General features: G+C 34.9%; 26 protein-coding genes. 9 read left to right on the top strand and 17 right to left on the bottom strand.

Annotated elements, in window-relative coordinates; genetic code table 11:
• From MKD52_RS06885 to aroQ, 5 genes are read right to left on the bottom strand one after another with little or no spacing between them, the layout of a single operon-like run.
• A complete protein-coding gene (locus tag MKD52_RS06885) occupies positions 1 to 858 on the bottom strand; it encodes a P-loop NTPase (protein ID WP_112057299.1) in 858 nt (285 codons plus the stop codon).
• The gene (flhF, locus tag MKD52_RS06880; RefSeq protein ID WP_242099731.1) at positions 858 to 2,252 is read right to left on the bottom strand and encodes a flagellar biosynthesis protein FlhF; all 1,395 of its coding nucleotides are present in this window, start codon (positions 2,250 to 2,252) and stop codon (positions 858 to 860) included. The genes MKD52_RS06885 and flhF overlap by 1 nt, the downstream gene beginning before the upstream one ends.
• On the bottom strand, positions 2,249 to 2,860 hold the full coding sequence (folK, locus tag MKD52_RS06875) for a 2-amino-4-hydroxy-6-hydroxymethyldihydropteridine diphosphokinase (protein WP_112057297.1): 612 nt from the start codon (positions 2,858 to 2,860) through the stop codon (positions 2,249 to 2,251). The genes flhF and folK overlap by 4 nt, the downstream gene beginning before the upstream one ends.
• The gene (locus MKD52_RS06870) at positions 2,835 to 3,878 is read right to left on the bottom strand and encodes a M24 family metallopeptidase (RefSeq protein ID WP_242099730.1); all 1,044 of its coding nucleotides are present in this window, start codon (positions 3,876 to 3,878) and stop codon (positions 2,835 to 2,837) included. The genes folK and MKD52_RS06870 overlap by 26 nt, the downstream gene beginning before the upstream one ends.
• Before the next feature lie 16 nt (positions 3,879 to 3,894).
• The gene (aroQ, locus tag MKD52_RS06865; RefSeq protein WP_242099729.1) at positions 3,895 to 4,380 is read right to left on the bottom strand and encodes a type II 3-dehydroquinate dehydratase; all 486 of its coding nucleotides are present in this window, start codon (positions 4,378 to 4,380) and stop codon (positions 3,895 to 3,897) included.
• A 219-nt stretch (positions 4,381 to 4,599) separates the two neighbouring features.
• Here aroQ and MKD52_RS06860 point away from each other — a divergent pair, with 219 nt between their 5' ends.
• Genes MKD52_RS06860 through MKD52_RS06850 form a run of 3 tightly spaced genes read left to right on the top strand, consistent with a single transcriptional unit; the run spans position 4,600 to position 5,955 of the window.
• Positions 4,600 to 5,061, top strand: coding sequence for a hypothetical protein (locus tag MKD52_RS06860; RefSeq protein ID WP_242099728.1), 462 nt, complete (start codon positions 4,600 to 4,602; stop codon positions 5,059 to 5,061).
• Positions 5,048 to 5,641 carry a 16S rRNA (guanine(966)-N(2))-methyltransferase RsmD gene (gene rsmD / locus MKD52_RS06855; RefSeq protein WP_242099727.1) on the top strand — a complete coding sequence of 198 codons (594 nt, stop codon included), beginning with the start codon at positions 5,048 to 5,050 and terminating at the stop codon, positions 5,639 to 5,641. The genes MKD52_RS06860 and rsmD overlap by 14 nt, the downstream gene beginning before the upstream one ends.
• A gap of 2 nt (positions 5,642 to 5,643) precedes the next feature.
• Positions 5,644 to 5,955: a rhodanese-like domain-containing protein gene (locus tag MKD52_RS06850; protein ID WP_112057292.1), complete on the top strand. Its 312-nt coding sequence runs from the start codon at positions 5,644 to 5,646 to the stop codon at positions 5,953 to 5,955.
• Between the two features lie 11 nt (positions 5,956 to 5,966).
• On the opposite strand, the gene MKD52_RS06845 is transcribed toward MKD52_RS06850, so the two are convergent.
• Complete coding sequence (locus MKD52_RS06845) at positions 5,967 to 7,079, bottom strand: YeiH family protein (RefSeq protein WP_242099726.1); 1,113 nt, start codon at positions 7,077 to 7,079, stop codon at positions 5,967 to 5,969.
• Positions 7,080 to 7,236: 157 nt separating this feature from the next.
• On the opposite strand from MKD52_RS06845, the gene MKD52_RS06840 reads away from it, so the two are divergent.
• The gene (locus MKD52_RS06840) at positions 7,237 to 8,136 is read left to right on the top strand and encodes a LysR substrate-binding domain-containing protein (protein ID WP_242099725.1); all 900 of its coding nucleotides are present in this window, start codon (positions 7,237 to 7,239) and stop codon (positions 8,134 to 8,136) included.
• 3 nt (positions 8,137 to 8,139) lie between these two features.
• Here the strand turns inward: MKD52_RS06840 and murD are convergent, their stop codons facing one another.
• Positions 8,140 to 9,354, bottom strand: a complete 1,215-nt coding sequence (gene murD / locus MKD52_RS06835; RefSeq protein WP_242099724.1) for a UDP-N-acetylmuramoyl-L-alanine--D-glutamate ligase — start codon at positions 9,352 to 9,354, stop codon at positions 8,140 to 8,142.
• A gap of 9 nt (positions 9,355 to 9,363) precedes the next feature.
• Positions 9,364 to 10,422 (bottom strand): phospho-N-acetylmuramoyl-pentapeptide-transferase, encoded by a 1,059-nt coding sequence (mraY, locus tag MKD52_RS06830; protein WP_242099723.1) that lies wholly within the window; start codon positions 10,420 to 10,422, stop codon positions 9,364 to 9,366.
• An 80-nt stretch (positions 10,423 to 10,502) separates the two neighbouring features.
• On the opposite strand from mraY, the gene gpmI reads away from it, so the two are divergent.
• A complete protein-coding gene (gene gpmI / locus MKD52_RS06825) occupies positions 10,503 to 11,969 on the top strand; it encodes a 2,3-bisphosphoglycerate-independent phosphoglycerate mutase (RefSeq protein WP_242099722.1) in 1,467 nt (488 codons plus the stop codon).
• Positions 11,970 to 12,120: 151 nt separating this feature from the next.
• Here the strand turns inward: gpmI and selD are convergent, their stop codons facing one another.
• A complete protein-coding gene (selD, locus tag MKD52_RS06820) occupies positions 12,121 to 13,113 on the bottom strand; it encodes a selenide, water dikinase SelD (protein WP_242099721.1) in 993 nt (330 codons plus the stop codon).
• Between the two features lie 142 nt (positions 13,114 to 13,255).
• On the opposite strand from selD, the gene MKD52_RS06815 reads away from it, so the two are divergent.
• Positions 13,256 to 14,032 carry a sulfite exporter TauE/SafE family protein gene (locus tag MKD52_RS06815; RefSeq protein WP_242099720.1) on the top strand — a complete coding sequence of 259 codons (777 nt, stop codon included), beginning with the start codon at positions 13,256 to 13,258 and terminating at the stop codon, positions 14,030 to 14,032.
• Positions 14,033 to 14,187: 155 nt separating this feature from the next.
• Here the strand turns inward: MKD52_RS06815 and MKD52_RS06810 are convergent, their stop codons facing one another.
• Positions 14,188 to 15,912 carry a cation:proton antiporter gene (locus MKD52_RS06810; protein WP_347340932.1) on the bottom strand — a complete coding sequence of 575 codons (1,725 nt, stop codon included), beginning with the start codon at positions 15,910 to 15,912 and terminating at the stop codon, positions 14,188 to 14,190.
• Between the two features lie 187 nt (positions 15,913 to 16,099).
• On the opposite strand from MKD52_RS06810, the gene MKD52_RS06805 reads away from it, so the two are divergent.
• A complete protein-coding gene (locus MKD52_RS06805) occupies positions 16,100 to 16,612 on the top strand; it encodes a flavodoxin (RefSeq protein ID WP_242099718.1) in 513 nt (170 codons plus the stop codon).
• Between the two features lie 28 nt (positions 16,613 to 16,640).
• Here the strand turns inward: MKD52_RS06805 and prfB are convergent, their stop codons facing one another.
• Both prfB and mnmH read right to left on the bottom strand, forming a co-directional pair.
• Entirely contained in the window at positions 16,641 to 17,741 is a 1,101-nt protein-coding gene (prfB, locus tag MKD52_RS06800) for a peptide chain release factor 2 (protein WP_112056987.1), read from the bottom strand.
• A 2-nt stretch (positions 17,742 to 17,743) separates the two neighbouring features.
• Positions 17,744 to 18,751 carry a tRNA 2-selenouridine(34) synthase MnmH gene (mnmH, locus tag MKD52_RS06795; RefSeq protein ID WP_242099717.1) on the bottom strand — a complete coding sequence of 336 codons (1,008 nt, stop codon included), beginning with the start codon at positions 18,749 to 18,751 and terminating at the stop codon, positions 17,744 to 17,746.
• A 144-nt stretch (positions 18,752 to 18,895) separates the two neighbouring features.
• Between mnmH and MKD52_RS06790 the strand changes: the two genes are divergently transcribed.
• Together MKD52_RS06790 and MKD52_RS06785 are read left to right on the top strand one after the other, a co-directional pair.
• Positions 18,896 to 19,243, top strand: coding sequence for a P-II family nitrogen regulator (locus MKD52_RS06790; protein ID WP_112056985.1), 348 nt, complete (start codon positions 18,896 to 18,898; stop codon positions 19,241 to 19,243).
• Between the two features lie 81 nt (positions 19,244 to 19,324).
• Complete coding sequence (locus tag MKD52_RS06785) at positions 19,325 to 20,542, top strand: ammonium transporter (protein ID WP_242099916.1); 1,218 nt, start codon at positions 19,325 to 19,327, stop codon at positions 20,540 to 20,542.
• On the opposite strand, the gene MKD52_RS06780 is transcribed toward MKD52_RS06785, so the two are convergent.
• From MKD52_RS06780 to purM, 5 genes are read right to left on the bottom strand one after another with little or no spacing between them, the layout of a single operon-like run.
• Positions 20,496 to 21,749, bottom strand: coding sequence for a polynucleotide adenylyltransferase (locus MKD52_RS06780; RefSeq protein WP_242099716.1), 1,254 nt, complete (start codon positions 21,747 to 21,749; stop codon positions 20,496 to 20,498). The genes MKD52_RS06785 and MKD52_RS06780 overlap by 47 nt on opposite strands.
• Entirely contained in the window at positions 21,727 to 22,275 is a 549-nt protein-coding gene (gene raiA / locus MKD52_RS06775) for a ribosome-associated translation inhibitor RaiA (RefSeq protein WP_242099715.1), read from the bottom strand. Before raiA ends, MKD52_RS06780 begins: the two co-directional genes overlap by 23 nt.
• Before the next feature lie 37 nt (positions 22,276 to 22,312).
• Positions 22,313 to 23,101, bottom strand: a complete 789-nt coding sequence (locus tag MKD52_RS06770; RefSeq protein ID WP_242099714.1) for a shikimate dehydrogenase — start codon at positions 23,099 to 23,101, stop codon at positions 22,313 to 22,315.
• Between the two features lie 4 nt (positions 23,102 to 23,105).
• Positions 23,106 to 23,822, bottom strand: a complete 717-nt coding sequence (locus MKD52_RS06765) for an SH3 domain-containing protein (protein WP_242099713.1) — start codon at positions 23,820 to 23,822, stop codon at positions 23,106 to 23,108.
• 54 nt (positions 23,823 to 23,876) lie between these two features.
• On the bottom strand, positions 23,877 to 24,869 hold the full coding sequence (gene purM / locus MKD52_RS06760; RefSeq protein ID WP_112057086.1) for a phosphoribosylformylglycinamidine cyclo-ligase: 993 nt from the start codon (positions 24,867 to 24,869) through the stop codon (positions 23,877 to 23,879).
• Positions 24,870 to 24,985: the final 116 nt, after the last annotated feature.

Genomic DNA, 24,985 nt, shown 5'->3' with positions numbered 1-24,985 from the left:
TTAAAAATGTCCTAAAATTTTTTTGAGAAATTTCCCAAACTTTTTATCTTCCTGCACTAGCACATTTTGTTCCAATTTTGCTGCTAAGGATCTTGCAATTTTTTCAATTTCCATTGAAGCGTTGCAGTTTGGCTCCTCTTTGACAAAAAGAGCGCGATTTTTGCTGTAGCGACTAATGAGTGGTGTTTTAGTAAGTTTTCCGAGGTATTCTAAACGAATATTTTCAATATTATTTTGTGCAATTTTTTGGATTTTGTTAAAGATCATTTCGGCTTCTTCTTGATTTTTTGTCATATTAATGAGCATAAAGATTCTATCTTTGAAAGTAGCAGTAAGTTTGATAGTGGCATATGCATCAGTGATAGCTGCTGGATCTGGGATTGTAATCACAATGGAATCATCACTATTTTTTAAAAAAGTTTGGGTGTATTCTCCAATTCCTGCTCCTGTGTCAATTAAGATAAAATCCAAAGAATCTAAAAAGCTAGAATCTTCAATGAGTGCTTCAAACATAAATTCGCTCTTGTAGCGAAAAATATCTGTGCCTGAATCACCTGGAATTAAATAAAGATTGTGTTCAATAGGGATAATAATGTCTTTTAGTTTAACTTGATTTTTTAGCACATGCAAGAGATTCTTTTCGCATCGGACTCCAAAGAGAATATCTAAGTTTGCAAGTCCAATATCTGCATCAAAAATCCCAACTTTAAAGCCAAGTTGCCAAAGTTTATAAGCAAGATTTGCGCTAAAGGTAGATTTTCCAACTCCACCTTTTCCGCTTGTAATGGTGATAAATTTGGTATTAGTTTTTTTTGTTGTGTCAAGGAGAAGTTCTAAATTTGCAGCTTGATTTTTCATTATCGAATTAATCCATCTAACAAGCAATCAATTAAAAAATCGCTAGTAGCGATCATTAAATCATTGGGCACTTCTTGTCCGATTGAAAAATAGCTAGTTGCTTTTTTTGTATCATAAATAAGAGAGAAAATATTTCCATAGCTGTGAGTTTCATCTAGTTTAGTAAAAATAAGCGTGTCAATCCCTAGTGTAGAAAAGGTGTGATAAATATCTTTTAAATCCTCATATTTTGTGGTTGCACTCATTACAAGACTTACATCAATTTTGGTGTTAGGATCAGCATTGACAAAACTTTTAAGAGATTCAAGTTTGGCTCTATCGTGCTGGGAGCTTCCGACCGTGTCAATTAAGATATAATCGCAATATTTAAGCGAATCAAGTGCGCCAACAAATTCTTCTGTATCCACAACAGTGTCAATGCTTAGTTTCATTTTCTTAGCATAAAACATAAGTTGATCTACTGCACCAATCCTGTAAGTATCAAGGGTGATGATTCCTACTTTGTAGTTTTTATTAAGCATTCTAGAATAGCGCGCAGCAAGTTTGGCTAAAGTCGTGGTTTTACCCACCCCAGTTGGACCTACAAGCATCATAATGTTTTTGACATTATTATTTAGATTTTCTGTTCTTGCATAGACCATTTTTCTCAAAACTTCACGGAAATAACGCTTAATTAGCACAGAATTTTCGCGCATTTTAATAGGCATTAACTCCAAAGTAAGCTGCATAATTTTTTCTAAATGCTCCTTTGCCATTCCGCTTGCTTTGGCAATACGATAGATTTCTGCAAATTCGTGAGGGATAATCAAGCCTTCTTTTTTAGGTCCCCTTTCTTCCCAAAACATATTTTGTATAAGTTTGATTTTATCATTAAGTTTATCAATTTCACTGCGAATAATTCTTAAATTTGATAGATCTTGGATTTCTTCTTGTTTCTTTACTTTAGCGGTTTCTTTAGGTTTTTGGGGAGTGGAATCATCTTTAATTTGAGGTGATGGTAACTCTTTTGGATAAGTGGATTTTGGCGGAATCTTAGTATTAACTCCAGCGATTTGAGAGATTTGGCGCACCGCATCAGAGAGTTGTAAGGAAACATCTTCGGGTAGATTCTGCAGACTTTGGGCGGCGCGTTTTCTTTCTAACTCTTTTTGGGCAATGAGCTCTAGACGCTCTGCGATATTGTTGTTTCTAATAGGAAGTGGCTGCTCTTTTTTAGTTTGCTCTTGCTTGGTTTTGAGTTGTTTTAAATCTTCTTCGCTAATGGCAACAGAGATTTCATAGTTACCATCGGCAAGTTTTTTTTGTGAGATGATGGAAAATTCATCACCGAGTTCTTTCTTGGCTTCCGCTAAAGCAAGGGCAGAAGTTTCAGCATTATAAGTAAATAATTTCATAAAAATCCTTTAAGAGGGATAGTTACACTTGGTCTATTTGCCCATTCTTTGTGTGGAATACACAAATGTTTGAAGCGAATAGTTTTGTTTTTGAATCCTAAAATATCAAGATCTAGAGTCCTTGGCGCATTTTTAAATTCTCTTTTTCTTTTTCGCCCAAAAATTCTTTCCAAGTAAAAACAAAAACTAAAAAAATCAGCACAACAAAGTTGTGTTTTAATCCAAACTATACCATTATAAAAATCAGCTTGTTGGGTGTATCCAAAGGCTGGATTTTTTAAAAAAGGTGAATAAGCAATTATAGCATTTTTCTTTTTGAGCCTTAAAAAAAGTTTCCAAAAAATTGTCAAAGAATCTCCTTGATTGCTACCTATACCTAAAAGTGTGTAAGATTTTAGCTTTGAATTATTTTTAAACAAATCATAAGGGCTTGGTGGGCGTATGAATCGAGATTTTGGGATTTTTCTTGTAAGAGAAAAGGCATTGTTTTTGGGGAAGTGTTTAGGGGTGTAGAGCAAAAAGTCTTTTTTGAGTGAAGTAATTTTGTAAGATTTGCTTCCAAAATAAGAATTCAAGCAAGGTTTATTCTCCAAGAATTCTTGCTCCATTGCTTTCTATCACCACTAAATCTTCGATTCTAACGCCATATTTATTGGGAATATAAATGCCAGGTTCAATAGAAAAAACCATTCCCTCTTCAATGCGAGTTTTGGAGCGTGCTGAAATAATGGGAAGTTCGTGAATGTCTAAGCCTATGCCATGACCTGTAGAATGCACAAAATATTTGCCATAACCCGCTTTTTCAATAACATTGCGCGCTAGAGCATCAATTTCACAAGCTAACATTCCAGCTTTGGCGTGTTTGATAGCATTTTCTTGTGCCTTTAAAACAATATCATAGATTTTTTGTAGTGTTGAATCTTTGAAATGTTGCTCTTTTTTGAAGTTAAAGCCGTTTTTGCCAAAATACCCTGTCCTTGTCCTATCTGAGCAATACCTTTGGTATTTTATTCCTGCATCAAAAAGCAACAAATCGCCTTTTAAGAGCTGATCATTAGAGGGCAGAGCATGTGGCTTTGCGGCATTTGCATTGATTCCAACAATAGGATTAAAGCTTAAATCATATTTGCCTTTTTTGGTTAAAAAGGCTTGGGATTTAAAATGCAAAAAAGCCTCATTTTTGTCTTTAGCATTTTTAGAAATCCACGCTGCAAACTTGTCAAAGGCTTTAATATTTAGCTTTTGAGAATGCTCAATAAGTGCAATTTCTTCTTTGGTTTTACAGATTCGTTTTTCTTGATGGAAATTTGGCTTGGGCACAAAGTTGATTTTTAAACCACTGGTGAGTTTCTCGTAAAAATAGAGTGAAAATTCTTGTGGATTAAAAATAAAAGTAGCCTTTTCATGTTTTTTTAAAATATTTTTTGCGGTGCGTATGAGATCGTGGCTAATTAGAATTTCAATCTCATATTGAGTGCTTTTAATATGCTCTTTTGCCTCTGTCTCATAACGACCATCGGTAATGAAATATCCTTTTTGACCAATGGCTAAAAAAATGGCATTATCACAACTATAGTGTGTTTCAAAATAAAGGGCATTTTCATCTCTAATAATGAAATTTTCCATATTTTATAAACTTAGACTATGAATTTGTGGCTTGAGCTTGTTGTTCTCTAGCTTGTTTGATAGCTTGAATCTCATTAAGAATCTGTGAAAGCCCCTGTAATGCTAAATGATAGCCCATAGGACCAAACCCTGCGACAACTCCTGCGCAAACTCCTGCGGTTATACTTTTGTGGCGAAAATCTTCTCTTGCATGGATATTGCTGATATGCACTTCAATAGCTGGGAGATTAACCGCGCTAATAGCATCACGAATAGCAATAGAAGTGTGAGAATAAGCAGCTGGATTGATGACAATTCCATCGTATTGTCCGAGTGCTTCTTGGATTTTATCGACAATTTCTCCTTCAAAATTACTTTGAAAAAAATCCACTTCTAAGCCAATTTGTTCAGCGTGGTTTTGAATATTTTGGTGAATTGTTTCAAGTTTTGCAGGTCCATAGATTCTAGGATCTCTAATACCTAACATATTAAGATTTGGACCTTGGATAACAATCACTTTCATAAAAACTCCTTGAAATAAATTAGGTGGATTATAGCAAAAAAATATATAAAGCTTATTAAAGCTAAAGATTTTAGTGGATTTGAGTTTTTGAAATTTGATTATGAAGTGCAGTGGTGTGATTTTGATTTTTTACTTTATTTGAATTCTTTTTCTCTTACTTTTTTGTATTTTTTTTAATATAATGTTTAAAATTTTTCTTTACAAATTTTAAGGAAAAGCATGAAAATAGCTCTTATTAGCGATTCTCTTTTATTGGGTAAAACTTTGGAAATGTATTTAAAAGATTATTTGACAAGCTGCAAGGCGTGTGATTTTGTAGTTGCTACTCAGCCTATTGATTCTCAAAAGCCCGTTTTTTTGATTGGTGAATATGAAAATGCTAACTTAAATAAGCCTTTTACCAAGGAGGTTTTATTGGAGAGATTGCGGATATTTTATGAATCAATTAAGAATGGAAAAAAAATCAAAGAGGAATATAAGGGAGAGAGTGAGGAAGAGATTAAACAAACCAATGTGGAGAGTGTGAATTGGAATGAAGTGTTAAGTGATGTAGAGTTTTACAAGCAAGAGAAAAAAGATGATGTTTTGCATGAGAAGATTCGTGATGTTTTGGAGCGATATGCAAGAGAGATTGAGGGCATTATTTTAGAGCATTGGAAGGATAAAGATGCAAACAGATAATTTTAAAAAAGCAACTCTAAAGGTTATTGGCGGAGTTTTTAAAGGCAGGAATCTTCAAATGGCTCCTTTGGAAATCACTCGTTCTTCTAAAGCAATCTTAAAAGAGTCGCTTTTTAATACATTAAATTATGATGTAGTAGGAGCTAATTTTGTAGAGTTTTTTGCAGGGAGTGGGAGTGTTGGCATTGAAGCGTTAAGCAGGGGAGCTAAAAGTGCTATATTTTTTGAGCAAAATAGAGAATCTTATGAAGTTTTAAAAAGCAATATTCAAAAGGTCTGTAAAGATTGTGATTGTCAAGTTATTTTTGGCGATACTTTTGAAAATTACAAAGAAACACTAAAGGGAATTAAGGATTTTAGTATTGGCTATTTTGATCCACCTTTTGATATGCGCGAGGGAATGGGGGGAATTTATGAAAAATGCTTTAAGGTGGTTAAGAGTTTGGATTCTAATGTTTTTGGCATTGTGGTATTAGAGCATATTTCTAGCCTTAAAATCCCTCAAAAACTAGGTGATTTTGAATGTGTAAAAACAAGAAAGTTTGGCAAAAGTGCTTTAAGTTATTTTGTAAAAGGATAAGAATGCAGTATTACGGAAAAAATTATAAAAGTCTTGCAAAGGCGATTTATAAAGAAGATTTAAAAGATATTTTAGAAAATGAAGAGTGGATTTGTGTGGATATCCGAATGCCAGAGGATTTTAGAAGAGGGCATTTAAGGGGTGCTAGAAATATTACAACCAAAGAAGAATTGCAAGAAGTTTTAAATCAAGATAAAAAGATTCTAATTAATTGTTATTTAGGGCATTCTGCATCTTTGCTTGGAACTGATTTGGTAGAAGCAGGGTATTTAAATATCTATTATTTAGATGAGGCAGTGGCAAATTGCCTCTAAAGTGGGCAAAATCACCAAAGGATTCCTTGGAAGCAGAGGGTTAGTAAATATCCCCCAAAGATTAAGATGAGAAAGAGCAAAAAGGCTAAACCAAAGGCTTTACCACCTAATTTGATAAATTTTTTAAAATCAATTTGAAGCCCTAAAGCAGCCATAGCATAAACAATACAAAGTGTGCAAAGGAATCGACCGCTTTCAACAATAGATTGAATGCTAAAGATATTTAAAATAAGTGTGTCTTTATGGGCACTTAAAAAAGTATTAAGCACAATAACCCCTAAAAACATAAAGGCAAAATAAGGAATGTCAATTCTCTTGCTAGTTTTTTGGGCGGTGTTTTGCGCATTGTTATCCCTAGCGATAAAATAAGCAACAATCAATAAAAAAGGCACGAGTAAAATCACGCGCATCATTTTAATGATGACTGCAAGATTAGCAGCACTTTGAGTGAAGATTCCATTTGTCATCTCTTTTGCCATTTCAGCAGCACCAGCAACATTGGCAACTTCATGCAAAGTGGCTCCCATAAAAAGCCCCATTCCATTGCTATCTAATAAGGGTATGATTCCAGTGCTAAAGGCAATGGGGTATAAAAACATCGCAATCAAGCCAAAAATTACCACGCTACCAACGGCAACAACGCCTTTAAAAGAATCGGATTTTAGGCTTGATTCAAGAGCTAAAACTGCAGCAGCACCGCAAATAGCGCTTCCAGCACCCACAAGCATAGAAGTTTCCCTATCAAGCTTAAAGATTTTTGTCCCTGCAAATAAGGTAATTAAAAAAATACTTACAATCACAATAAAAGCAATCAAAAATCCGTAAAAACCGATGCTGTATAGCTCACTAAAAGTAATATTAAATCCATAAAGCACGATTCCTAGTCGCAAAAGTTTTTTAGCACTAAAATGCACACCTGCTTGGAGTGTGTGTTGGAATCTAAAAAACCAAGGTGAGAGGGCTGCTCCAATGATAATTGCAAAAGCAGTAGCAGCTAAATGGGTGGTGTCTTGAATAGCTTGGATTCCAGAGAGATAAAAGGCAAAGGCAACAATTAAGCTAACCAATAAAAGTCCTTTGAAATTTGAAGAAATCATTTGAAATAAATGTTTATTTTTTAACATTTCCAACCCCTATTTGAGAATTTTTGTGGGATTATAGCACCAAATGTATCATAATAAAAATATATTAATTTAATTAAAAATATGGAATACTTAACAACAAAAATAAAATGGCTTTTATATCGGATTCTAAGATTTTTTAAATAAAAAAGGGGTGAAATTGAAAATTAGAGATTTAGAGATTTTCTTAGATTTATTGCATACCAAAAGTCCGACTTTAACCGCGCAAAATTTTAAAATTACACAGCCAAATGTTTCGGTGCTTATTAGAAATATAGAAAAAATGCTTGGAATCACTCTTTTTGAGAGATTGGGGAAAAGGCTTGTCCCTACAACAAGAGCTTTATATCTTGGGAGTTTGTGGGTGGAAGTAGTGCAGAGTTATTATTCGAGCTTGGAAGCTTTGGGAGAAGAGGGTGTTTTGATAGGTGAGATCAATCTTGTAGCCACACACACTATAGGGGAGTATTTTTTGCCTAGAATCTTATTTGATTTTGCAAAGGCATATCCAAAAGTCAAGGTTAATTTAAAGATTTATAACACTCAAGAATGCTTAAATCTCTTAAAAAATGGTAGCGTAGAATTGGCATTAGTGGAGGGTGAAATTGGGCTAGAATATGCACAAAGTGAGGGGTTAATTCGTGAAGTTTTGTGTGAAGATCGTTTGATTGTAGCAAGTAATGATTTTATTTTGGCTTCAAAACCGCGTTATATTGATGAATTATTAGATAAAAAGTGGATTTTTAGGGAATATGGTTCGGGATTAAGGGATAGCTTTTTAAATGCTTTGGGAGAATTAAAAAAAGAAGTTCCAATTTTTTTAGAATTAGATAGGACAACGGCTATTAAAGATTTGGTGGTAAATAAAGGAGCTATTGCGGTTTTTTCTGAAGTAGCTATAGAGCAAGAGCTGAAAAATGGCATTTTATTTTCTATTGAGATTGTTAATCTTAATTTAGAGAGACATTTTTATAGTTTGAAGCGAAAAAGTCATCCTATCAATACTATTTTAATGCGTTTTGAAGAGTTTATTAATGAAAGCTTGCAAAACAAATATTAAAATTTAGAGAGATTGGACATAGACTTTAAATTTATCACCCCTTTCTTTATAAGAGCTAAATTGATCTAAACTTGCTGCAGCAGGTGAAAGCATTGCGATGCTTTGTTGTGTGTGGTGTTTGTGGATTTCTTGCACCGCAGTTTCTAGGGTATGGCAAGGAAAACAAGGGATATGGTGATCTTTAGCCAAAAGAGTTATTTTTTGGGTATTTGATCCGATGGCATAAAGGGTGATTTGACATTTTTCTATTAATGCAAAAAGCGGCGTTAAATCTGCACCTTTGTCATCTCCTCCTAGAATCAAATGGAGTGCTTTATTTTGATAGCGTTTGATAGCCTCCATTGTGGCATCAAGATTAGTGCCTTTGCTATCATCAACCCAAAGGCGATTTTGGCTATCAAAAAATTCTTCAATTTTATGAGCGCCGATTTTAAAACTATTAAGCAAATCATAATCCACCTCATTAAAGAGAATCCGTGTAGCACTAAGAGCAAGAATGGCATCGAGTAAAAAGGGTTCTTTAAAGGTAATTTTGTTTAGATCTAGGAAGAACTGCTTTGCTAAAGATTGAGAATCAGAGTAGAAAAAAAGTTTAGCTAGGGTTTTTTGACAAAAAGAATGAGACTGCAAAGATTGGGGGATAATGGCTATTTCTTTGTCTTTCATCGACAAAAGAGGTTTGAGTTTGTCTGCGATATAAGATTCATAATTGCCATGCCAGCTAATGTGATCTTGGGTTATGGGTAAAAGTAGGTATAGATTGGGTCTAGCTATATTGGTGTAATGGATTGTAAAAGAGCTAGTTTCTAAAATCCAAAGGGGAGCTTTTGGGTTAAGATTAGCTAAGGGAGTGCCAATATTTCCGCCACTAAGAGCACCTTTGTTTTGGAGGAGGTGGGTTAGCATTTGCGTGGTAGTGGTTTTTCCATTGGTTCCACTAATCCACACGCTAAAGGGCATTGTGGAGGCAAAAAAATCATATTCACTAATGGGTTGGCTAAGCTTTATCATCGGATTTTGTGGAGGGATACCTGGGCTTGTGATAATTTGTGTGTTAGGGTATTTTTCTAAATAATCTTTTAGTTGGTTTGAGGGCAAAAGCGTGTTGCCTTTAGAATCTTTAGAGACTTCCTTAAAGTTATCATCAAAAATGTAGCAAGGGCTAAATTTATCAGCAATTGCTTGATTGGTTTTGCCATATCCGAGTAAAAAAAGCATTCATATCCTTTAGCGAAGTTTGAGGGTTAAAAGTGCGATGAGGTTACTCATTAGAGCTACAATCCAAAATCGCACGATAATTTTACTTTCTTTTAAGCCTTTTTCTTCAAAATGGTGGTGGAGTGGTGCCATTAAAAAGAGCTTTTTACCCCTTGTTTTGTAGCTACCAATTTGCAAGAGCACGGATAGGGCTTCAACAACAAAGATAAATCCTATCACAAAAAGTAAAATTTCATTTTTTGAAATAATTGCCATATAAGCAATGAATCCACCGATAGCGAGACTTCCACTATCGCCCATAAAAACTTGTGCAGGGTGGCAGTTATACCACAAAAATCCAATAAGAGCACCAATGAGTGCTGCAGAGAGAATCACAACTTCTCCACTCTCTTGAATCTTAGGATACAAAAGATAAGCACTAAGCCCTGAATGACCTGCAACATAAACAAAAACTCCCAAAGAAACAAGCGCATAAATGGAGGGAATTGCCACTAATCCATCTAAGCCATCAGTGAGATTGACTGCGTTGCTAGTAGCAACAAAAACTAGCATCCAAAATAAAAGGCTTAATATCCCCCAATCCCAAATGGGATTTTTTAAAAAAGGGAGATAAAGGTGGCTATTCATTCCATAAAAATAAAGCCCCAATGCAATAAAAAGTCCACTTAATCCTTGTAATGCAAACTTTGTCCGTGCGCTCATTCCTGCATTTTTCTTTTGCATTACTTTGGAGAAATCATCATAAATCCCAATGCTAGAAAATAAAATAAGACTTAAGATTCCAAGAATCACATAAGAATTATTGAGTTTAGCACAAAGCAAGGCTGCAATTAAGGTAGAAAAAATAAAAACGATTCCGCCCATTGTTGGAATATTGACTTTTTGTTGGTGGTTTTTGGGTGCAAATTGTGAGATGGGCTGATTAGCCTTTTTGCTACTTGCCCATAAAATATAATAGGGCATTAAAAAAATAGTCATCAAAAATGCAACAAAAAAGGCAATGGCAGCGCGAAATGTGATATATTGAAACAGGTTAATGTTTAGAAATTCATAAAAATAATACAACATTCATCAAACTTCAATTAAAAATTATAAAAAAATTGGATAGGATTCTATCTAAATAAACTTTAAAAAGAATGGAATGAATTATGAAAACAATTTTAGTCATTACAGATGGGATTGGTTATAGTAAGCAAGAGAAGTTTAATGCATTTTTTGAGGCTAAGAAGCCTAATTATGATCGCTTATTTGAGGAAGTTCCTTATGGAATGATAAAAACTTATGGGCTTTCTGTGGGATTGCCAGAGGGACAAATGGGAAACTCTGAAGTGGGGCATATGTGTATGGGAAGTGGGAGAATCTTGTATCAAGATTTGGTGAAAATTAACCAAGCTATTCAAGAGGGTCGCCTTTTAGGCAATCCTGCTTTGGAAGTTTTAAAGGAATGTAAGCGGATTCATTTAGTGGGATTAATGAGTGATGGTGGAGTGCATTCGCATTTAGAGCATATTCTTACCCTAGCTGAAGGATTGCAAGAGAGATTTGAGATTTTACTGCATCTAATCACAGATGGGCGGGATGTCTTGCCACAAACTGCTTTGAAATTTTTAGAAGAAGTGGAGCGTAGAATCCAAAATAAAAATATTAAAATCGCTTCCATTAGTGGTCGATTCTATGCTATGGATAGGGATAATCGCTGGGAGCGTGTGGAAGAGGCGTATAATGTGATTGTTTGTGCGGAGAATCTGCAAACCATATCGCCTAAGCAATACATTCAAGAACACTATAATCAAGGAGTTTTTGATGAATTTATCAAGCCTGCTAGTTTTGATGCAAGTGGAATCAAAAAGGGAGATGGCTTGATATTTGTGAATTTCAGAAGCGATAGAGCAAGGGAGATTGTCAGTGCGCTTGGAAATGAAGAATTTAGCGGATTTGAGCGTAAAAAATGGATACCAATCCCGCTTGTAACTATGACGCCTTATGATAAAAACTTTAATTTTCCTATTTTATTCCCCAAAGAAAGCATTCCAAACACCCTTGCTGAAGTGATTTCAAACCGCAATTTAAGACAATTTCACACAGCTGAAACCGAGAAATACGCTCATGTAACTTTCTTTTTCAATGGTGGGATAGAAGAACCATATCCTAATGAAACGAGAGTTTTAGTCCCTTCTCCTAAGGTAAAGACTTATGATCAAAAGCCTGAAATGAGTGCTAGAGAAGTTGGCGATATGGTATTAAAGGCGATGGAAGAGGATTATGATTTTATTGTGGTGAATTTTGCAAATGGTGATATGGTGGGGCACACAGGAGTTTTTGAAGCGGCAGTTAGGGCGGTTGAAGCCGTGGATAGAGAGATTGGCAGAATCTATGAAAAATCTAAAGAGAAAGATTATGCCTTTGTGATGACAAGCGATCATGGGAATTGTGAAGAAATGCAAAATGATAAGGGTGAAATTCTAACAAACCATACCATAGGAGAAGTTTGGTGTTTTGTCTCTGCTCCAAGTGTAAAAGAAGTCAAAAATGGCGGATTAAATAATATCGCCCCAAGTGTTTTGAAGCTTATGGAGCTAGAGATACCACAAGAGATGGATGAAGCGTTGTTTTAGGGATTGTTGGGTAGATTTTGGAAAGCAAAAAAGTTGAAGGAGATAATCCAAAAAATGGATAGAAAAATTTATCTTTGTAGTTTTGCAGATACAAGACTTGGGATTTCTGCTTGTAGATTCAAGCAACAAGCAGAAATGTGAAAAAACTGCTTTAGATAATATTTATAGGAGAATCATTTGCAGGTATGATTTCTCCAATAATTTGAGCCGAATCTATTCCTTCGCTTTTTAACTCATTAAGCAAACTTTGAGCTTGATTATAAGGGGTGGCAAAGACTAATCCACCAGAAGTTTGCGCATCAAAAAGTAAAATTTCCAATCCCAAATACAAAGAATCCAAAGGAAGTGCAAAATGGCAATAAGGATTGATTGCCTTTTGATTAGAGTGGCTACCTCCGGGGATGATTCCCATTTTGGCAAATTCTATGGCTTCTTGTAAAAGAGGAATTTGGTTTGAATAAAGCTTAATTGAGATTTTGGGATTTGTCATCTCATATAAATGCCCCAAAAGCCCATAACCTGTAATATCTGTGCAGGCATGAATGGTGTATTTAGAAGCTATTTTGGCGGCTTTTTGGTTAAGTGTTGCCATAATTTGAGAGATTTTTAGCTCCACTTTAGAATCAAGCATATCTGCCTTAAGCGCTGTTGTTAAAATCCCCATTCCAATGGGTTTGGTAAGGATTAAGCAATCTCCAATTTGTCCGGTGTTGTTGCGCCATATTTTTTGTGGATGGATGATTCCTGTTACGCTTAACCCATACTTTTGCTCCTTGTCTCCTATCGTATGTCCGCCAAGTAGCACACCTCCAGCTTCTTTGATTTTGGATAATCCACCCTCAAGCACTTCGCTAATCATTTGTGAATCAAGGTGGCAACTATCCCACATTAGTAGATTTAGCGCAGTTTTCACCTCTCCACCCATAGCATAAATATCGCTAAGTGAATTTGCCGCTGCAATTTGTCCATAAGTATAGGGATCATTGACAAGTGGTGTGATAAAATCCGCACTCTGCACAAGCGCAAGTTCATCGCTAATTTTATAGATTCCGGCATCTTCGTTTCCGCTAAAACCCACAAGGATATTTGAATCCTTGTTATTTTTGAGATTGCAAGAGAGATGTGAGAGGTCTTCCAGACCCACTTTTGCAGCTCAACCAGCAGACTGAACGAAATGTGTAATTTTAATATCGTCTTTGATTTTAAGTTCTCCAAATTTTTTGCCATTTTAGCAATTTTTAGCTTATTTTTATAATAAAATATTGTTTTTAAATAAAGGTTTGAGTATGGAAGTTTTGGCATTGGACCTTTGGAGTGTAGGTGGATTGCTTGCAGTGGGGCTTTTAGCAGGGATTCTAGCAGGGCTTTTTGGGATTGGCGGTGGGGCGATTATTGTTCCAATGATGATTTTACTTGGAAATGATATTAAAATTGCCATTGGAATCTCTATTATGCAAATGATTTTTTCTTCTGTTTATGGCTCTTATGTGAATTATAAAAAGAAAAATTTAGATTTTAGAGATGGTGTTTATGTGGGGATTGGTGGGCTTATAGGGGCGTCTTTTAGTGGGCTAGTTATTTCTAGTGTGCCCTCTGGTATTCTAGAAATTATATTTAGCCTTTTTATTGTTTATAGTATTGTGCGATTTTTCTTTACCAACGCTTATGGTGGCGAACGCAAAGTGGGCGAAGGTTGGAAGTCAATTTTGTTTTTAATAGGTTGTGGGTGTGTGGTTGGAGTTTTCGCAATTTCGCTAGGAATTGGCGGAGGAATGATGTTAGCACCGCTTTTGGCGTATTACCTTGGATATAGCTCAAAGCAAATTGTTCCTATTTCGCTATTTTTTGTGATTTTCTCATCAGTATCAGGATTTACTTCTTTAGCATTGCATGGCTATGTGGATTATATCCAAGGCTGTATTGTAGGTATTGCTTCTTTGATTGGGGTTAGGATTGGGATTTGGACTTTAAGTAAAGTGGATTCTAAGAAACACAAATACGCACTTTTGGCAATGTATTTGTTCGTTCTAGCTATTATGTTTGATAAAATGCTCTTTAGGTGATATGAATCGCATTATCTCTATTTTCTTTTCTCTTGTATTTTTTAGGCTGTGGACTCCTTTTGCAAGATTTAAACAAGCAATAGAGCTACAAAGTGAGATTGCATACATGATTAATTTAATTTATTGCTAACTCACTTTGTGAATTGAAGATTTTTTTAAATCTCTTTAGTGGATTCGCCTTGTTTTTCTTCCTCTTCTTTGATAGTTTCAATGGCAAGATTTGAAAGGATGGTTGCAATTTCCATTGTGGAGTTGATGACACCATAAAGCCCCATTGCTTTGAGTTCTGATTCAAGTGCATTATCGCGTGTTTGGACAATGATTTTAGTGTATTTGGATAGTGCTAGGATATGTCTGCAAGCTTTTTCGATTTCTACTGGCGATTCAATACATAAAATTACTGCAGTAACCTTTTGAATCTCAACTTCTCTAAAAATCATTTTATCAGTGATGTTTCCATAAATGATTTTATCTCCCCGTATGATTCCTTTCTCTACTCTCTCATAATTTGAATCAATCCCAAAAACCTCTATATCATAGTCCTTTAAGAAGTCAAATATTTTTTGTCCTACAAGTCCATAACCACAAATAAGAATGCGTTTTTTGGTCTCTTTTGATTCCTTTGTTTCTTGTTGTTCTTGCGTGTAAGTGGTTGGATTTTTTTGTGGAATCTTGATAGCTTTTAGGGCAAAAGCGGTGCATTTATCAAGATTGTCAAGAATAAAAGGGGTGGCAATCATTGAGAAAATAACCATTAGCGTAAGGAATTGATGGATTTCAACTGGGGTAATGGAAGCAAAAAATTCTGTTCCAAAAATATGCTTTAAGATTCCACCATCTAGTTGTAAGTTTAGAATCTCATGTTGGCTTGCAAGGAGGAAAATTGCAAAAGAAAATTCTCCAATTTGAGAAAGAGAGAGGGCGATTTTCATTGCGATCTTAGTCCCCCTAAAGAAACTCAAAAAAGCAAACATAATGAGAGTTTTTGCTAAAAGTGTAAGGAAAACAAGGAGAATAATAATAATGAAATATTTTGCCAAAAATATAATATCAACCTGCATTCCTATAGTGATAAAAAAGATTCCAAGTAAGAGATCGCGGAAATAAACCAAAACTGAAGCAACTTGGTATTTATAGGAAGTGCTTGAAATAATCATACCAGACAAAAACGCTCCAAGTGTCATTGAAAAACCAAAAGATTGACTTAAAAAAGCAGAGCCTAAAACAATCAAAAACACTGTTCCTACAAAAATTTCATCAGTTTTCATTTTAGCTGAAGAGCGTAAAATGATTTTAGCCAAGAATCTACCTGGCAATAAAAGTAAAAGCACAACAATAAAAGCAGAAATGCCTGTAGTTAGCAAAAGATCACTCATAGCTAGATCTTTGCTACTTAGGAGCTTAATCATCAAAAGGATAGGAATTACAGCCAAATCTTGAAAGATTAAAATCCCTACAGATGCGATTCCATAAGAAGTTTTGGTTTGATTAACTTCATTAAGATATTTGAGAACAATTGCGGTTGAAGAAAGGCTAATTGCACTAGCAACAATAATAGAAGTATCAAAGTTAAATCCAAAAAGAGAATAGCAAATAAAAAAGAAAACTAGGATAGAAAGTCCAATTTGCAAACCGCCAAATAAAAAAACTTCTTGCTTAATAGAAGACATTTTTTTGAAGCTGAAATCAAGTCCAATCATAAACATCAAAAAGACAATTCCCATTTCAGCTATTTCGCTTAAATCATTTGAATCTTCAACCCTAAAGTCAAAAATATAAGCAGTCAAAACCCCAGTAACAATATATCCAATAATAGTGGGTATTTTGAGTTTGTTTAAAATAATGCCCGAAATGACTGCCATTGCAAAAACACAAACAATTACAAATAAAGTATCTATGGAATATCCCTTGCTAAAGAATTTTTTGAATTATATACAAAGTCATAAGAAGTTACAAGATATTCGAAGCAAAATTAAATTTTATTAATAATAAGCATTATTATAATCATTTTTTAAGGTGATCTGCTCTAAACTCGCAGTTCTTAAATTAATAAATTTGGAGGAAATTATGAGTAAAATTGGATTGTTTTATGGAAGCGATGGTGGGAATACTCAAAGAATCGCAGAAAAAATTGCTGTAAATTTACGAGAAAAACACTCTAAAGAAATAGAAGTTTTTGATGTGGCTAAAGCTTCTAGGGAAGATTTAAAAGGATTTTCAAATCTAATTTTAGCTACACCAACTTACGGAAGTGGTGAGCTTCAAAACGATTGGGAAGAGTTTTTAACTACTTTAAGTCCTTTGGATTTTGAAGGTAAAGTTGTTGCATTTGTTGGACTTGGTGATCAAGACACTTATGGTGATACTTTTTGTGATGGGGTTTTTGAGATTTACAATCGAGCTTCCAAAAATGCAAAGATAATTGGTAAAACTAGTATAGAGGGCTATGAATATCAAGAATCAAATTCAGTAATTGAAGGTGAATTTGTGGGATTGATTTTAGATGAAAATAATCAAGAAGATTTAACAGACACAAGAATAGAAAATTGGTGCGATTTAATTGCAGGGCAATTTAATTAATAGGGCTTGGGAGATTAAATTTAAAAATTTAATCTCTAGATTTGGAGTTAATGTGGATAAGCACACCCTCTAAGATAGAATCAATATCTCCATCTAAGATGGCTTCAACATTGCTATAAGCGATATTAGAGCGCAAATCTTTGACTTGTTGGTAGGGCGCTAAAACATAAGATCGGATTTGGTGTCCCCAACCAATCTCGCTTTTATCATCATTGGCAATTTGCTCATTGCGCTTTTGCTGCTCTAGTTCATAGAGCTTAGATTTTAGCATTTTTAGAGCGGTGGCTTTATTTTTGTGCTGACTTCTATCATTTTGGCATTGCACGACAATTCCTGTTGGAATATGGGTAATACGAATAGCAGATTCGGTTTTGTTGATATGTTGTCCGCCCGCTCCACTTGCTCTATAAGTATCAATTCGCAAATCTTTTTCTTCGATTTCAATGGAAATATTATCATCAATTTCAGGCGTTACTTGCACAGAGGCAAAGCTTGTGTGGCGTTTGGCATTGGAATCAAAGGGTGAGATTCGAACAAGTCGATGAATCCCATTTTCAACTTTAGTGTAACCATAAGCATTTTCACCTTTAATAATAAAACTTGCATCTTTTATTCCTGCTTCATCGCCTTCTTGATAATCCAAAAGCTCCACTTTAAATCCGCGTCTCTCCGCCCATCTTAAATACATTCGATACAACATACTTGCCCAATCTTGCGATTCTGTTCCACCTGCTCCAGGTGTGATAGTAAAGATTGCATTATTAGAATCAAGTTCTCCGCTAAGCATAACTTCAATTTCTGCTTTTTTGATTTGCTCTTCTAGCATTGGGGCTTCGTTAAAAAGTTCATTAAGTGTTTCTTCATCATCGCTTGAGAGTTCAAAAAGTTCTTTGGCATCACTAAGGGCTAGATTTGCTTCTTTGTATTTTTCAAGCTGTCTTAAGCAGCGTTTTTTTTCTTTTTGGTATTCTCCAGCTTTTTTGGAATCTTCCCAAAATTCTTTTTGTTGCTCTAAAGATTCAATTTCTTCAATCCTTGATTGTAATTGGCTAGGTTGCATAATTTTTTCAATATTTTGTCGCTTGATTTCTAACTCTTTAAGTAATTCGCCATATTCATAACTATCCAAAATTATTCCTTTATTTTATAAAATTCTTCTGCAAAAGCTTTGATTTCTGCAATAGCTTGGGTGGTGCTTTGATAATGCACTACTTGATGAAAAGATTCTTTTTTATAGACTTTATCATAATATTCTATGAGCAAAATTTCTGCGACTTTTTCTAATTGATTAGCAAAAAAGGCATCATAGGCTTCTTGCCAAAACTGCTTTTTCATAAAGGGAGCAATTTTTTGCATCGAATCTCTAAAAAATTTTTCTGAAATTTTACCATATTGTGTAATGATTCTTTTGATTCTTCGCTCTAAAGGCGAAAGGATAAGAATCTTGGGTGACTTTTGGTAGGCATTATAGAGCGGAGTGGGCAAAATAAGATTGCCAAGTTTCTTGCTTTCTCCTTCAACAAGCACAAAAGGAGCATTTTGTAATTCTCTTAATCTCGTAAAAATTAGATTTTGGAACATTTTAACGCTAGGTTGATTCCCACAAATTTGACCAAAGCTTGAGCCAAGGTGTTTGGCGATTTGTTCAATATCTAAGGAGTGATGAAAAGCGCTAATAATCTCACTTTTACCACTGCCTGTTGGTCCTATGAGTGTTAAGAAGTGGTGTGTGGGGGCTTGATCTAGGCTTTGGGTTATGAATTTACGATAGGATTTATAGCCTCCCTCTAGCACCAAAACGCGATAGCCAATGCGTTGCAAAATAAGGGCAAAAGAGTGGCTGCGCATTCCACCTCTAGCACAATAGATTCCAAAAGGAATAGCAGGAGTGATTTTTTCTTTAAGACTTAAAAGGTGAGTAGAAATATTTTGACAAATTAAACTTGCCCCAAGAATCTTAGCACCAAAAGTATCTTGTTTATAAAGTGTGCCAACTCTTTCAAATTCATCATTTTGTAAAACTGGGTAATTTAGCGCTAGGGGAATGTGAGAGAGCTCGTATTCTCTAGGTGAGCGAACATCAAGTATCAAAGGAAGATTTAGATTTAAAAAACTTTGAATTTCAATATCTTTTTGCACAAGTAAATCCTTGGATAAATTCAAAAGGTATTGTAGCAGAAAAAATTTATAATTATTTTCTTAAAAAGTTAATTTAATTATTAAAATTAAGTTAAGTTTTAAGTTAGTATAATTCCGACTTGAATTTCAAAGAAAGGAATGTCAATGGAGAAAATTTATAAAGTTGAAATTATAACGCGTTCTGAAAAGCTTAATGTGCTTAAAGATTCCTTGTCTCTAAAAGGCATTAAAGGAATGACGGTGAGTAATGTTATGGGTGCTGGGAATCAAAAAGGAAAGACAGAGGTGTATCGTGGGAATGAAATGCGTATTGATTTACTTCCAAAGATTCGGATTGAAATTTTAAGCAAAGAGAGTATGGTTGATGAAATTATACAAGTAGCCAAAGAATGTCTTAATACAGGTAATGTTGGGGATGGAAAGATTATTATTTATCCTGTGAGTAATGTAATTAGGATTCGCACTAATCAAGAAGGAACAGATGCAATTTAATAAAGAAAAGGGTGTTAGATGATGAAAAAAATTATATTAATGTTAGGTTTAGCGGTTTTTGGGTTTGCTTCAGAGGATGTGATTTTGTCGGTAGATACTTTGTTTTTGATTGCTTGTAGTGGGCTTGTTTTGTTAATGACTCCTGCTTTGGGTATGTTTTATGCTGGAATGGTTAATCGCAATAATGTTTTAAGCACAACAATTAATAGTGTTATTTTGTATGCTTTAATTGCATTGCAGTGGATTATTATAGGTTATACTTTAGCCTTTGGCGATGATATTGGATTGTTGATTGGGAATTTGAACCATATTTTTTTAGTGGGTATTGATGGGCAAAGTGTAGGCAATGTTAGTGAGAATCTTTTTATGTTTTTTCAAATGCTTTTTGCAGTGATTGGTGCGGCTATTATTACAGGTTCTTTGGCTGAGAGAATGCATTTTGGTGCCCTTTTGATTTTCATTTTGTGCTGGAGCACTTTGGCTTATGATATTTTAGCACATTGGGTTTGGGGCGGAGGCTGGCTTATGGAGATTGGCTCTTTAGACTTTGCAGGGGGTGGAGTAGTGCATATTGCTGCTGGAGTAGCTGGACTTGTGGGCTGTATTGTGCTTGGTAGAAGAAAATATGCTCAAGGAATTATGCCTCATAATTTACCTCTTTCTTTTATTGGAGCTGTTTTTCTTTGGATGGGGTGGCTTGGATTTAATACAGGGAGTGCTTTGAGTGTAAATTCTGTTGCAGTGAATGCATTTTTGACAACTAATTTTTCTGTGGTTGGGGCGATGCTTTCTTGGATGTTGGTAGAATGGATTAAATATGGCAAACCTACTTTATTGGGAAGTATTACAGGAATCGTGGCAGGGCTTGTAGCTATCACACCATCAGCTGGATTTGTTACGCCTTTTGCAGCAGTTTTGATAGGATTTATAGCATCGCCTATTTGTTTTTTTGCCATTAGTTATTTGAAATCTAAATTTGGATATGATGATACTTTGGATGCTTTTGGTTTGCATGGAGTTGGTGGAATATGGGGTGGAATTGCAACAGGACTTTTTGCGACAAGCTCTGTGAATGAGATTATCAAAGAAGATGCAGCTGGAGAAGGGTTGTTTTATGGTGGTGATGTAAGTTTGTTAGTTGTGCAAATTATTGCAATACTAGCTTGTTTTGTGCTATCAGGAGTTGTGAGTTATGTAATCTTAAAAGTGATTACGCTTTTCAATCCTCTTAGGGTAGAAGAATCTCAAGAAATTAATGGTTTAGATCAGGCTTTGCACGGAGAGATTGCTTATCGCTAAGGGTGCTTAGAAAGCTTGAAATAAGGTTGATTTTGGCTTTTTGGATATGATCTTTGATTTGATTCCCATTGGGTTTTGATTTTTGGGATTGTATCCATTCTTTAGGAGAGTAAGAATTGATTTGACTGAAGAGTTCAATGATTTTTTTACTCTCAAGTGTGGCAGATTTGACTTGACTAATGCGTCCTTTGTGATCGGCTTCAAAGAACCTAATTTGGTCAAGCAAAAGGGCTTTGTCGCCTTTGAAGCTATGAAAAAAATCAAGTATTTTGGAAGGGCGCATAGAAAAGAGATGGGTGATTTTAATGTGATTGCCAATTAGAATCAGCATTTTTTTTTGGATTGTTTTTGGGATTTGCATATCAATAAGAGATTCTACTTTTTGGGGGTTGTCATGCCCATTGGAATTTCCAAAATTTCTATAAGTATATGGTTTGGCAATATCGTGATAAAGCGCGGTTAATTTAAGAAGCAAAGAATCATGATCAAGGTATTTTAAAACCTCCATTGTATGGACAAAAACAGAGGATTCTAAGTGGTAAGGGCTACCTTCTTTGAGTGTGGTTAGCGCATAAAGAGAGGGAAAAATTTCATTTAAAACACCAAGCTCAAAGAGAGTTTCAAAAAATAAATGGCTGTTTTTTTGGCTTAAAACTTGCTTGATTTCTTCAAAAATACGATTAGATTCTAAATCTTTTAATTCGTTTTTCATTGAATAGACTAAAACTTTGGTGCTTGGATGAATCTTCCAATGAATGCCAAGTTTTGCTTTGAATCTTGCAAGTCTTAAGATTCTAAGTGGATCTTCGCAAAAAGCAGGTGAAGTGTGGCGTAAAATCTTATTTCGCAAGTCTTTTTTACCACCAAAGGGATCAATAAGTGTGTTTGAACTCAAATCTAGCGCCATAGCGTTAATACTTAAATCACGCCTTTTTAAATCATCTAGCAGCGCAACATTATCTGTTTTGTAGCTAAAGCCATTGTAACCTTTTGTGGTTTTGGTCTCTTTTCTAGCAAGAGCGATTTGTGTGTGAGAATCAATGAGAAAAACGGGAAAGTTTTTACCAACTTTTTGACAATATTGAAAATCATTTTCGCTAAATCCAATTGCCACATAATCTTTGTCTTTGGTGGGAAGCCCTAAGAGATAATCTCTAATAGCGCCACCAACAAGATAGATTTTTTTAGTAAAGTCCGTATTTTCCATCAATTCGTTTGTAAATCACGCGCATCTTAGAATCTTTGTCATTAAAAACAAAGAATTGCTGTGAGCTACTTTTGAGTCTCTCTAGAGCATCTTCAATGTCTAGGGGTTTGTGTAAATCCAAATCCATTGGCACAATTTCATCATCTTGATTTGAAGCCTTAGCTTCGCTTCTTAGGATTTCTAGTGCTGTGATTTCCTCGCTAGGTATTGCCTGTTTGCAATTAATCTTATCGTGGTGGCGGCGCAAGACTTTGTGCATTCGCGAAAATGCTAAATCAGCAGCTGTGTAGAGATCTTTATCTTGTTGGCTAATGACAATGGTATTGGCTCTTGCCATAGAGAGAGTAAGGTCGATTGTGTAAGAGCGCTTTTTCTTTTCTTTCCCCTTCTTTTCTTGATAGGAAATGACAATACGCGTGCTTAAAATGTCAAGATTGTATTTTTCTAGGCTTTCACTAAGGCGAAAAATATAGCTTTTAATCGAATCGGTTAATTCAAAATGTCGTGAAGTAATGGTAGTATTCATTGTTTCTCCTTTATTTTATTTTAGCATAAAAATTTTCTTATAGAGCATTTTGCATACTATTAATGAGAGTATTTTTGCAATAGGCGATTTTAAGAGAATCCATAAAGATTCCAAAAGAAAGAATGGCTTGGTTTATGAGCATCATTTTACCATCTTGTGTGGGGATGTGTAGATTCTTAGCTAGATTTAAAAAGGGAGTTTGGATTCCATAGACTAAATCAAAGGCAAGTTTAGAATCTTTTAAAAGAAGTTTTAGCTTAGATTCTTCAAGGGGCAGGGAATTTTGGATTAAACCTGAAGGGGTAGTGTTGATAATAATGTCATAGGATTCTTGTTTGGAAAAATTATCATAAGTGGAGCATTGAAAACCTAAAGTTAGGAATGATTCTAGTCTTTCTTTGGAGCGATTAAGAATAGTTGTGGATATTCCTTTGTCTTTTAAGATGCAGGCTACTGCTTTTGCAGAACCTCCAGCACCAAGAATAAGAGCATTTTTGAAATTAAATTTTTCAATACACTGATAAAAACCAAGTGCATCGGTATTGTAACCCAATAGTTTATTGTCTTTGAATACTAGCGTATTGACAGCTTGAATTTCTTTGGCAATTCCAAAAACTTCATCGCAATGCAAAAATGCGGTTTCTTTGTAGGGTATGGTGATGTTAGCACCCTTAAGTTTTAGTGAGATTAAGGTGGAAAAATTCTCATGAGTATCTAGGCAATAGCGCCCATAGTAGCCTTTAATTTTAAGAGCTTTGAAAGCAGAATTATGTAAAAGTGGGGAGAGAGAGTGAGAAATTGGATTTCCAATAACGGCAAATTGCATAGATTTAAATCTCTTTAAGAAATTTTTTCATCACCCAACCACTTTTATTAGAAGTGGGATTAATATCTTGGATTTTTACCCATTCACCAGTATTTTCTAGAATCTCAACGCTATCTTCAGGTGTAAGAGAACCTAGAATCTTAGCTTCTGTGCTTGGCGTTTGGCGGATATTGAGCCGTGGAGCCAATGAAGTGAAAAATCGCGGTAAATCAATTTTTATTTCCTGTGTTTCTTGGAGGATAGCCTTTTGTGGTAGGATTTTTGTGTAGGTTTTCAAAACCCAACCCAATGCTTTGCTATTTTGATTTGCTCCAATTAGCAACCATTTGCCATCATCTTCTAAAATAATAGCTTGGATATGGGGCGTAAGCTTGCCTATAATAGGAGAATTTACATTGGGTTCTTGGCGAATGTTGAGTGAAGGAACTTTGGAAGTAATTATCTCATTATTTTCTACTTTTTCTTCCATCTTATTTTCTGCAGGTGTTGCTAGTTTAGGCTGTGGAGTTTCTAGTTTTGACTCTTGTATGGGTTTGGGGGTGATTGGAGATTCTTTTGGAATTTCATTTTGCATAAGTTCTGCTTCGGTGATGGGTTGTGCCGTTTTTAGATCTTGCTTTTTTAGAACTTCAAAAATTGAGTAATAAATAGTAAATACCAATAAAAGCACAAAAATGGGAAGTGGATAGATTTTAAAAAAACGCTTTATGTTAGATAACATAATATTAATTCCCTTTGTAAAAAATTCTTAAACATTATATCATAAAGACACATTTTAAACAAATTTTACTTCACGGCTACCTTCTGTAAGCTCACCTAGGATATACCCTTGTGATTCTCTTGCGATAAAATCTGCATCTTCTTTAGAGCAAACAAAAATCATACCAATACCCATATTAAAGGTGCGATATTTGTCAGATTCTTCGGTGTATTTTGTCAGTAAATCAAAAATGGGAAGAGTTTTGATTTGGTTTTCTTTGATTAAGGCATCAAGATTATTAGGGAGGCATCTTGGGAGATTTTCTATGATTCCACCCCCTGTAATGTGCGCTAGAGCTTTAATTTTATTTTGGAGTTTTTTAAAGGTTTTTACATAAATTTTAGTGGGTGTTAGCAAGGTTTGAATAAGTGGCTTACCCTCAAAATTAGCTTCTAAATTTATTTTATTTTGACTTAGAATCTTGCGCACTAATGAATAGCCATTTGAGTGGATTCCACTACTTGGAAGCGCGATTAGCACATCTCCAGCCTTAGCTTGATTTTCTCTTTGAATAATTTCTTTCTCTCCGATTCCAACAGCAAATCCCGCAAGATCAAAATCTTCTCCTTCATACATTCCGGGCATTTCAGCAGTTTCTCCACCAATTAAGGCGCATTCAGCTTCTAAGCAACCTTGAGTAATGCCTTTAATCACTTCTAAAGCCTTGTTTTTATCAAGTTTTCCTGTGGCGTAATAATCTAAGAAAAACAAGGGGGTAGCAAAATTACAAATAAGATCATTTACACACATTGCCACCAAGTCAATTCCGACGCTATCTAAGATTCCATAATCAATTGCTAGGCGGAGCTTTGTCCCAACTCCATCGGTGGCTGCTAGAATTACAGGTTCTTTGTATCCACTAGGAAGTGCATAGGCTCCACTAAAAGAGCCAATTCCACCTAAAACATTGGAATTAAAAGTTGATTTGACAAGCCCTTTTAGGTTTTCTACTAATGCATTACCCTCTGCAATATCTACGCCTGAATCTTTATAATTAAACTTTTGCATTAAAACTTCCAAAATAATAAAATTGAGTTTAAAATAATACAAAAAAGTAACTTAAGACTCTTTTGTGAGGATAATTTTGTTTTAGGTGGATAATCTTTGGAAAAATTTAATTTGCC

This window comes from Helicobacter sp. CaF467b (assembly GCF_022664765.1).
GTDB classification, from domain to species: Bacteria; Campylobacterota; Campylobacteria; order Campylobacterales; family Helicobacteraceae; genus Helicobacter_D; species Helicobacter_D colisuis.
The sequence above is the reverse complement of the archived record's forward strand: the minus strand, read 5'-3'. Positions and strand labels throughout refer to the sequence as shown.

Coding starts and splice junctions, on each gene's coding strand:
- rsmD (WP_242099727.1), top strand. CDS start 5,048: ATGCAAACAGATAATTTTAAAAAAGCAACTCTAAAGGTTATTGGCGGA.
- MKD52_RS06790 (WP_112056985.1), top strand. CDS start 18,896: ATGGAGAAAATTTATAAAGTTGAAATTATAACGCGTTCTGAAAAGCTT.
- MKD52_RS06765 (WP_242099713.1), bottom strand. CDS start 23,822: ATGTTATCTAACATAAAGCGTTTTTTTAAAATCTATCCACTTCCCATT.
- folK (WP_112057297.1), bottom strand. CDS start 2,860: ATGGAGCAAGAATTCTTGGAGAATAAACCTTGCTTGAATTCTTATTTT.
- MKD52_RS06850 (WP_112057292.1), top strand. CDS start 5,644: ATGCAGTATTACGGAAAAAATTATAAAAGTCTTGCAAAGGCGATTTAT.
- MKD52_RS06870 (WP_242099730.1), bottom strand. CDS start 3,878: ATGGAAAATTTCATTATTAGAGATGAAAATGCCCTTTATTTTGAAACA.
- MKD52_RS06815 (WP_242099720.1), top strand. CDS start 13,256: ATGGAAGTTTTGGCATTGGACCTTTGGAGTGTAGGTGGATTGCTTGCA.
- MKD52_RS06885 (WP_112057299.1), bottom strand. CDS start 858: ATGAAAAATCAAGCTGCAAATTTAGAACTTCTCCTTGACACAACAAAA.
- purM (WP_112057086.1), bottom strand. CDS start 24,869: ATGCAAAAGTTTAATTATAAAGATTCAGGCGTAGATATTGCAGAGGGT.
- raiA (WP_242099715.1), bottom strand. CDS start 22,275: ATGAATACTACCATTACTTCACGACATTTTGAATTAACCGATTCGATT.
- MKD52_RS06770 (WP_242099714.1), bottom strand. CDS start 23,101: ATGCAATTTGCCGTTATTGGAAATCCAATTTCTCACTCTCTCTCCCCA.
- MKD52_RS06805 (WP_242099718.1), top strand. CDS start 16,100: ATGAGTAAAATTGGATTGTTTTATGGAAGCGATGGTGGGAATACTCAA.
- flhF (WP_242099731.1), bottom strand. CDS start 2,252: ATGAAATTATTTACTTATAATGCTGAAACTTCTGCCCTTGCTTTAGCG.
- MKD52_RS06845 (WP_242099726.1), bottom strand. CDS start 7,079: ATGTTAAAAAATAAACATTTATTTCAAATGATTTCTTCAAATTTCAAA.
- mraY (WP_242099723.1), bottom strand. CDS start 10,422: ATGTTGTATTATTTTTATGAATTTCTAAACATTAACCTGTTTCAATAT.
- MKD52_RS06780 (WP_242099716.1), bottom strand. CDS start 21,749: ATGGAAAATACGGACTTTACTAAAAAAATCTATCTTGTTGGTGGCGCT.
- aroQ (WP_242099729.1), bottom strand. CDS start 4,380: ATGAAAGTGATTGTTATCCAAGGTCCAAATCTTAATATGTTAGGTATT.
- MKD52_RS06860 (WP_242099728.1), top strand. CDS start 4,600: ATGAAAATAGCTCTTATTAGCGATTCTCTTTTATTGGGTAAAACTTTG.
- gpmI (WP_242099722.1), top strand. CDS start 10,503: ATGAAAACAATTTTAGTCATTACAGATGGGATTGGTTATAGTAAGCAA.
- murD (WP_242099724.1), bottom strand. CDS start 9,354: ATGCTTTTTTTACTCGGATATGGCAAAACCAATCAAGCAATTGCTGAT.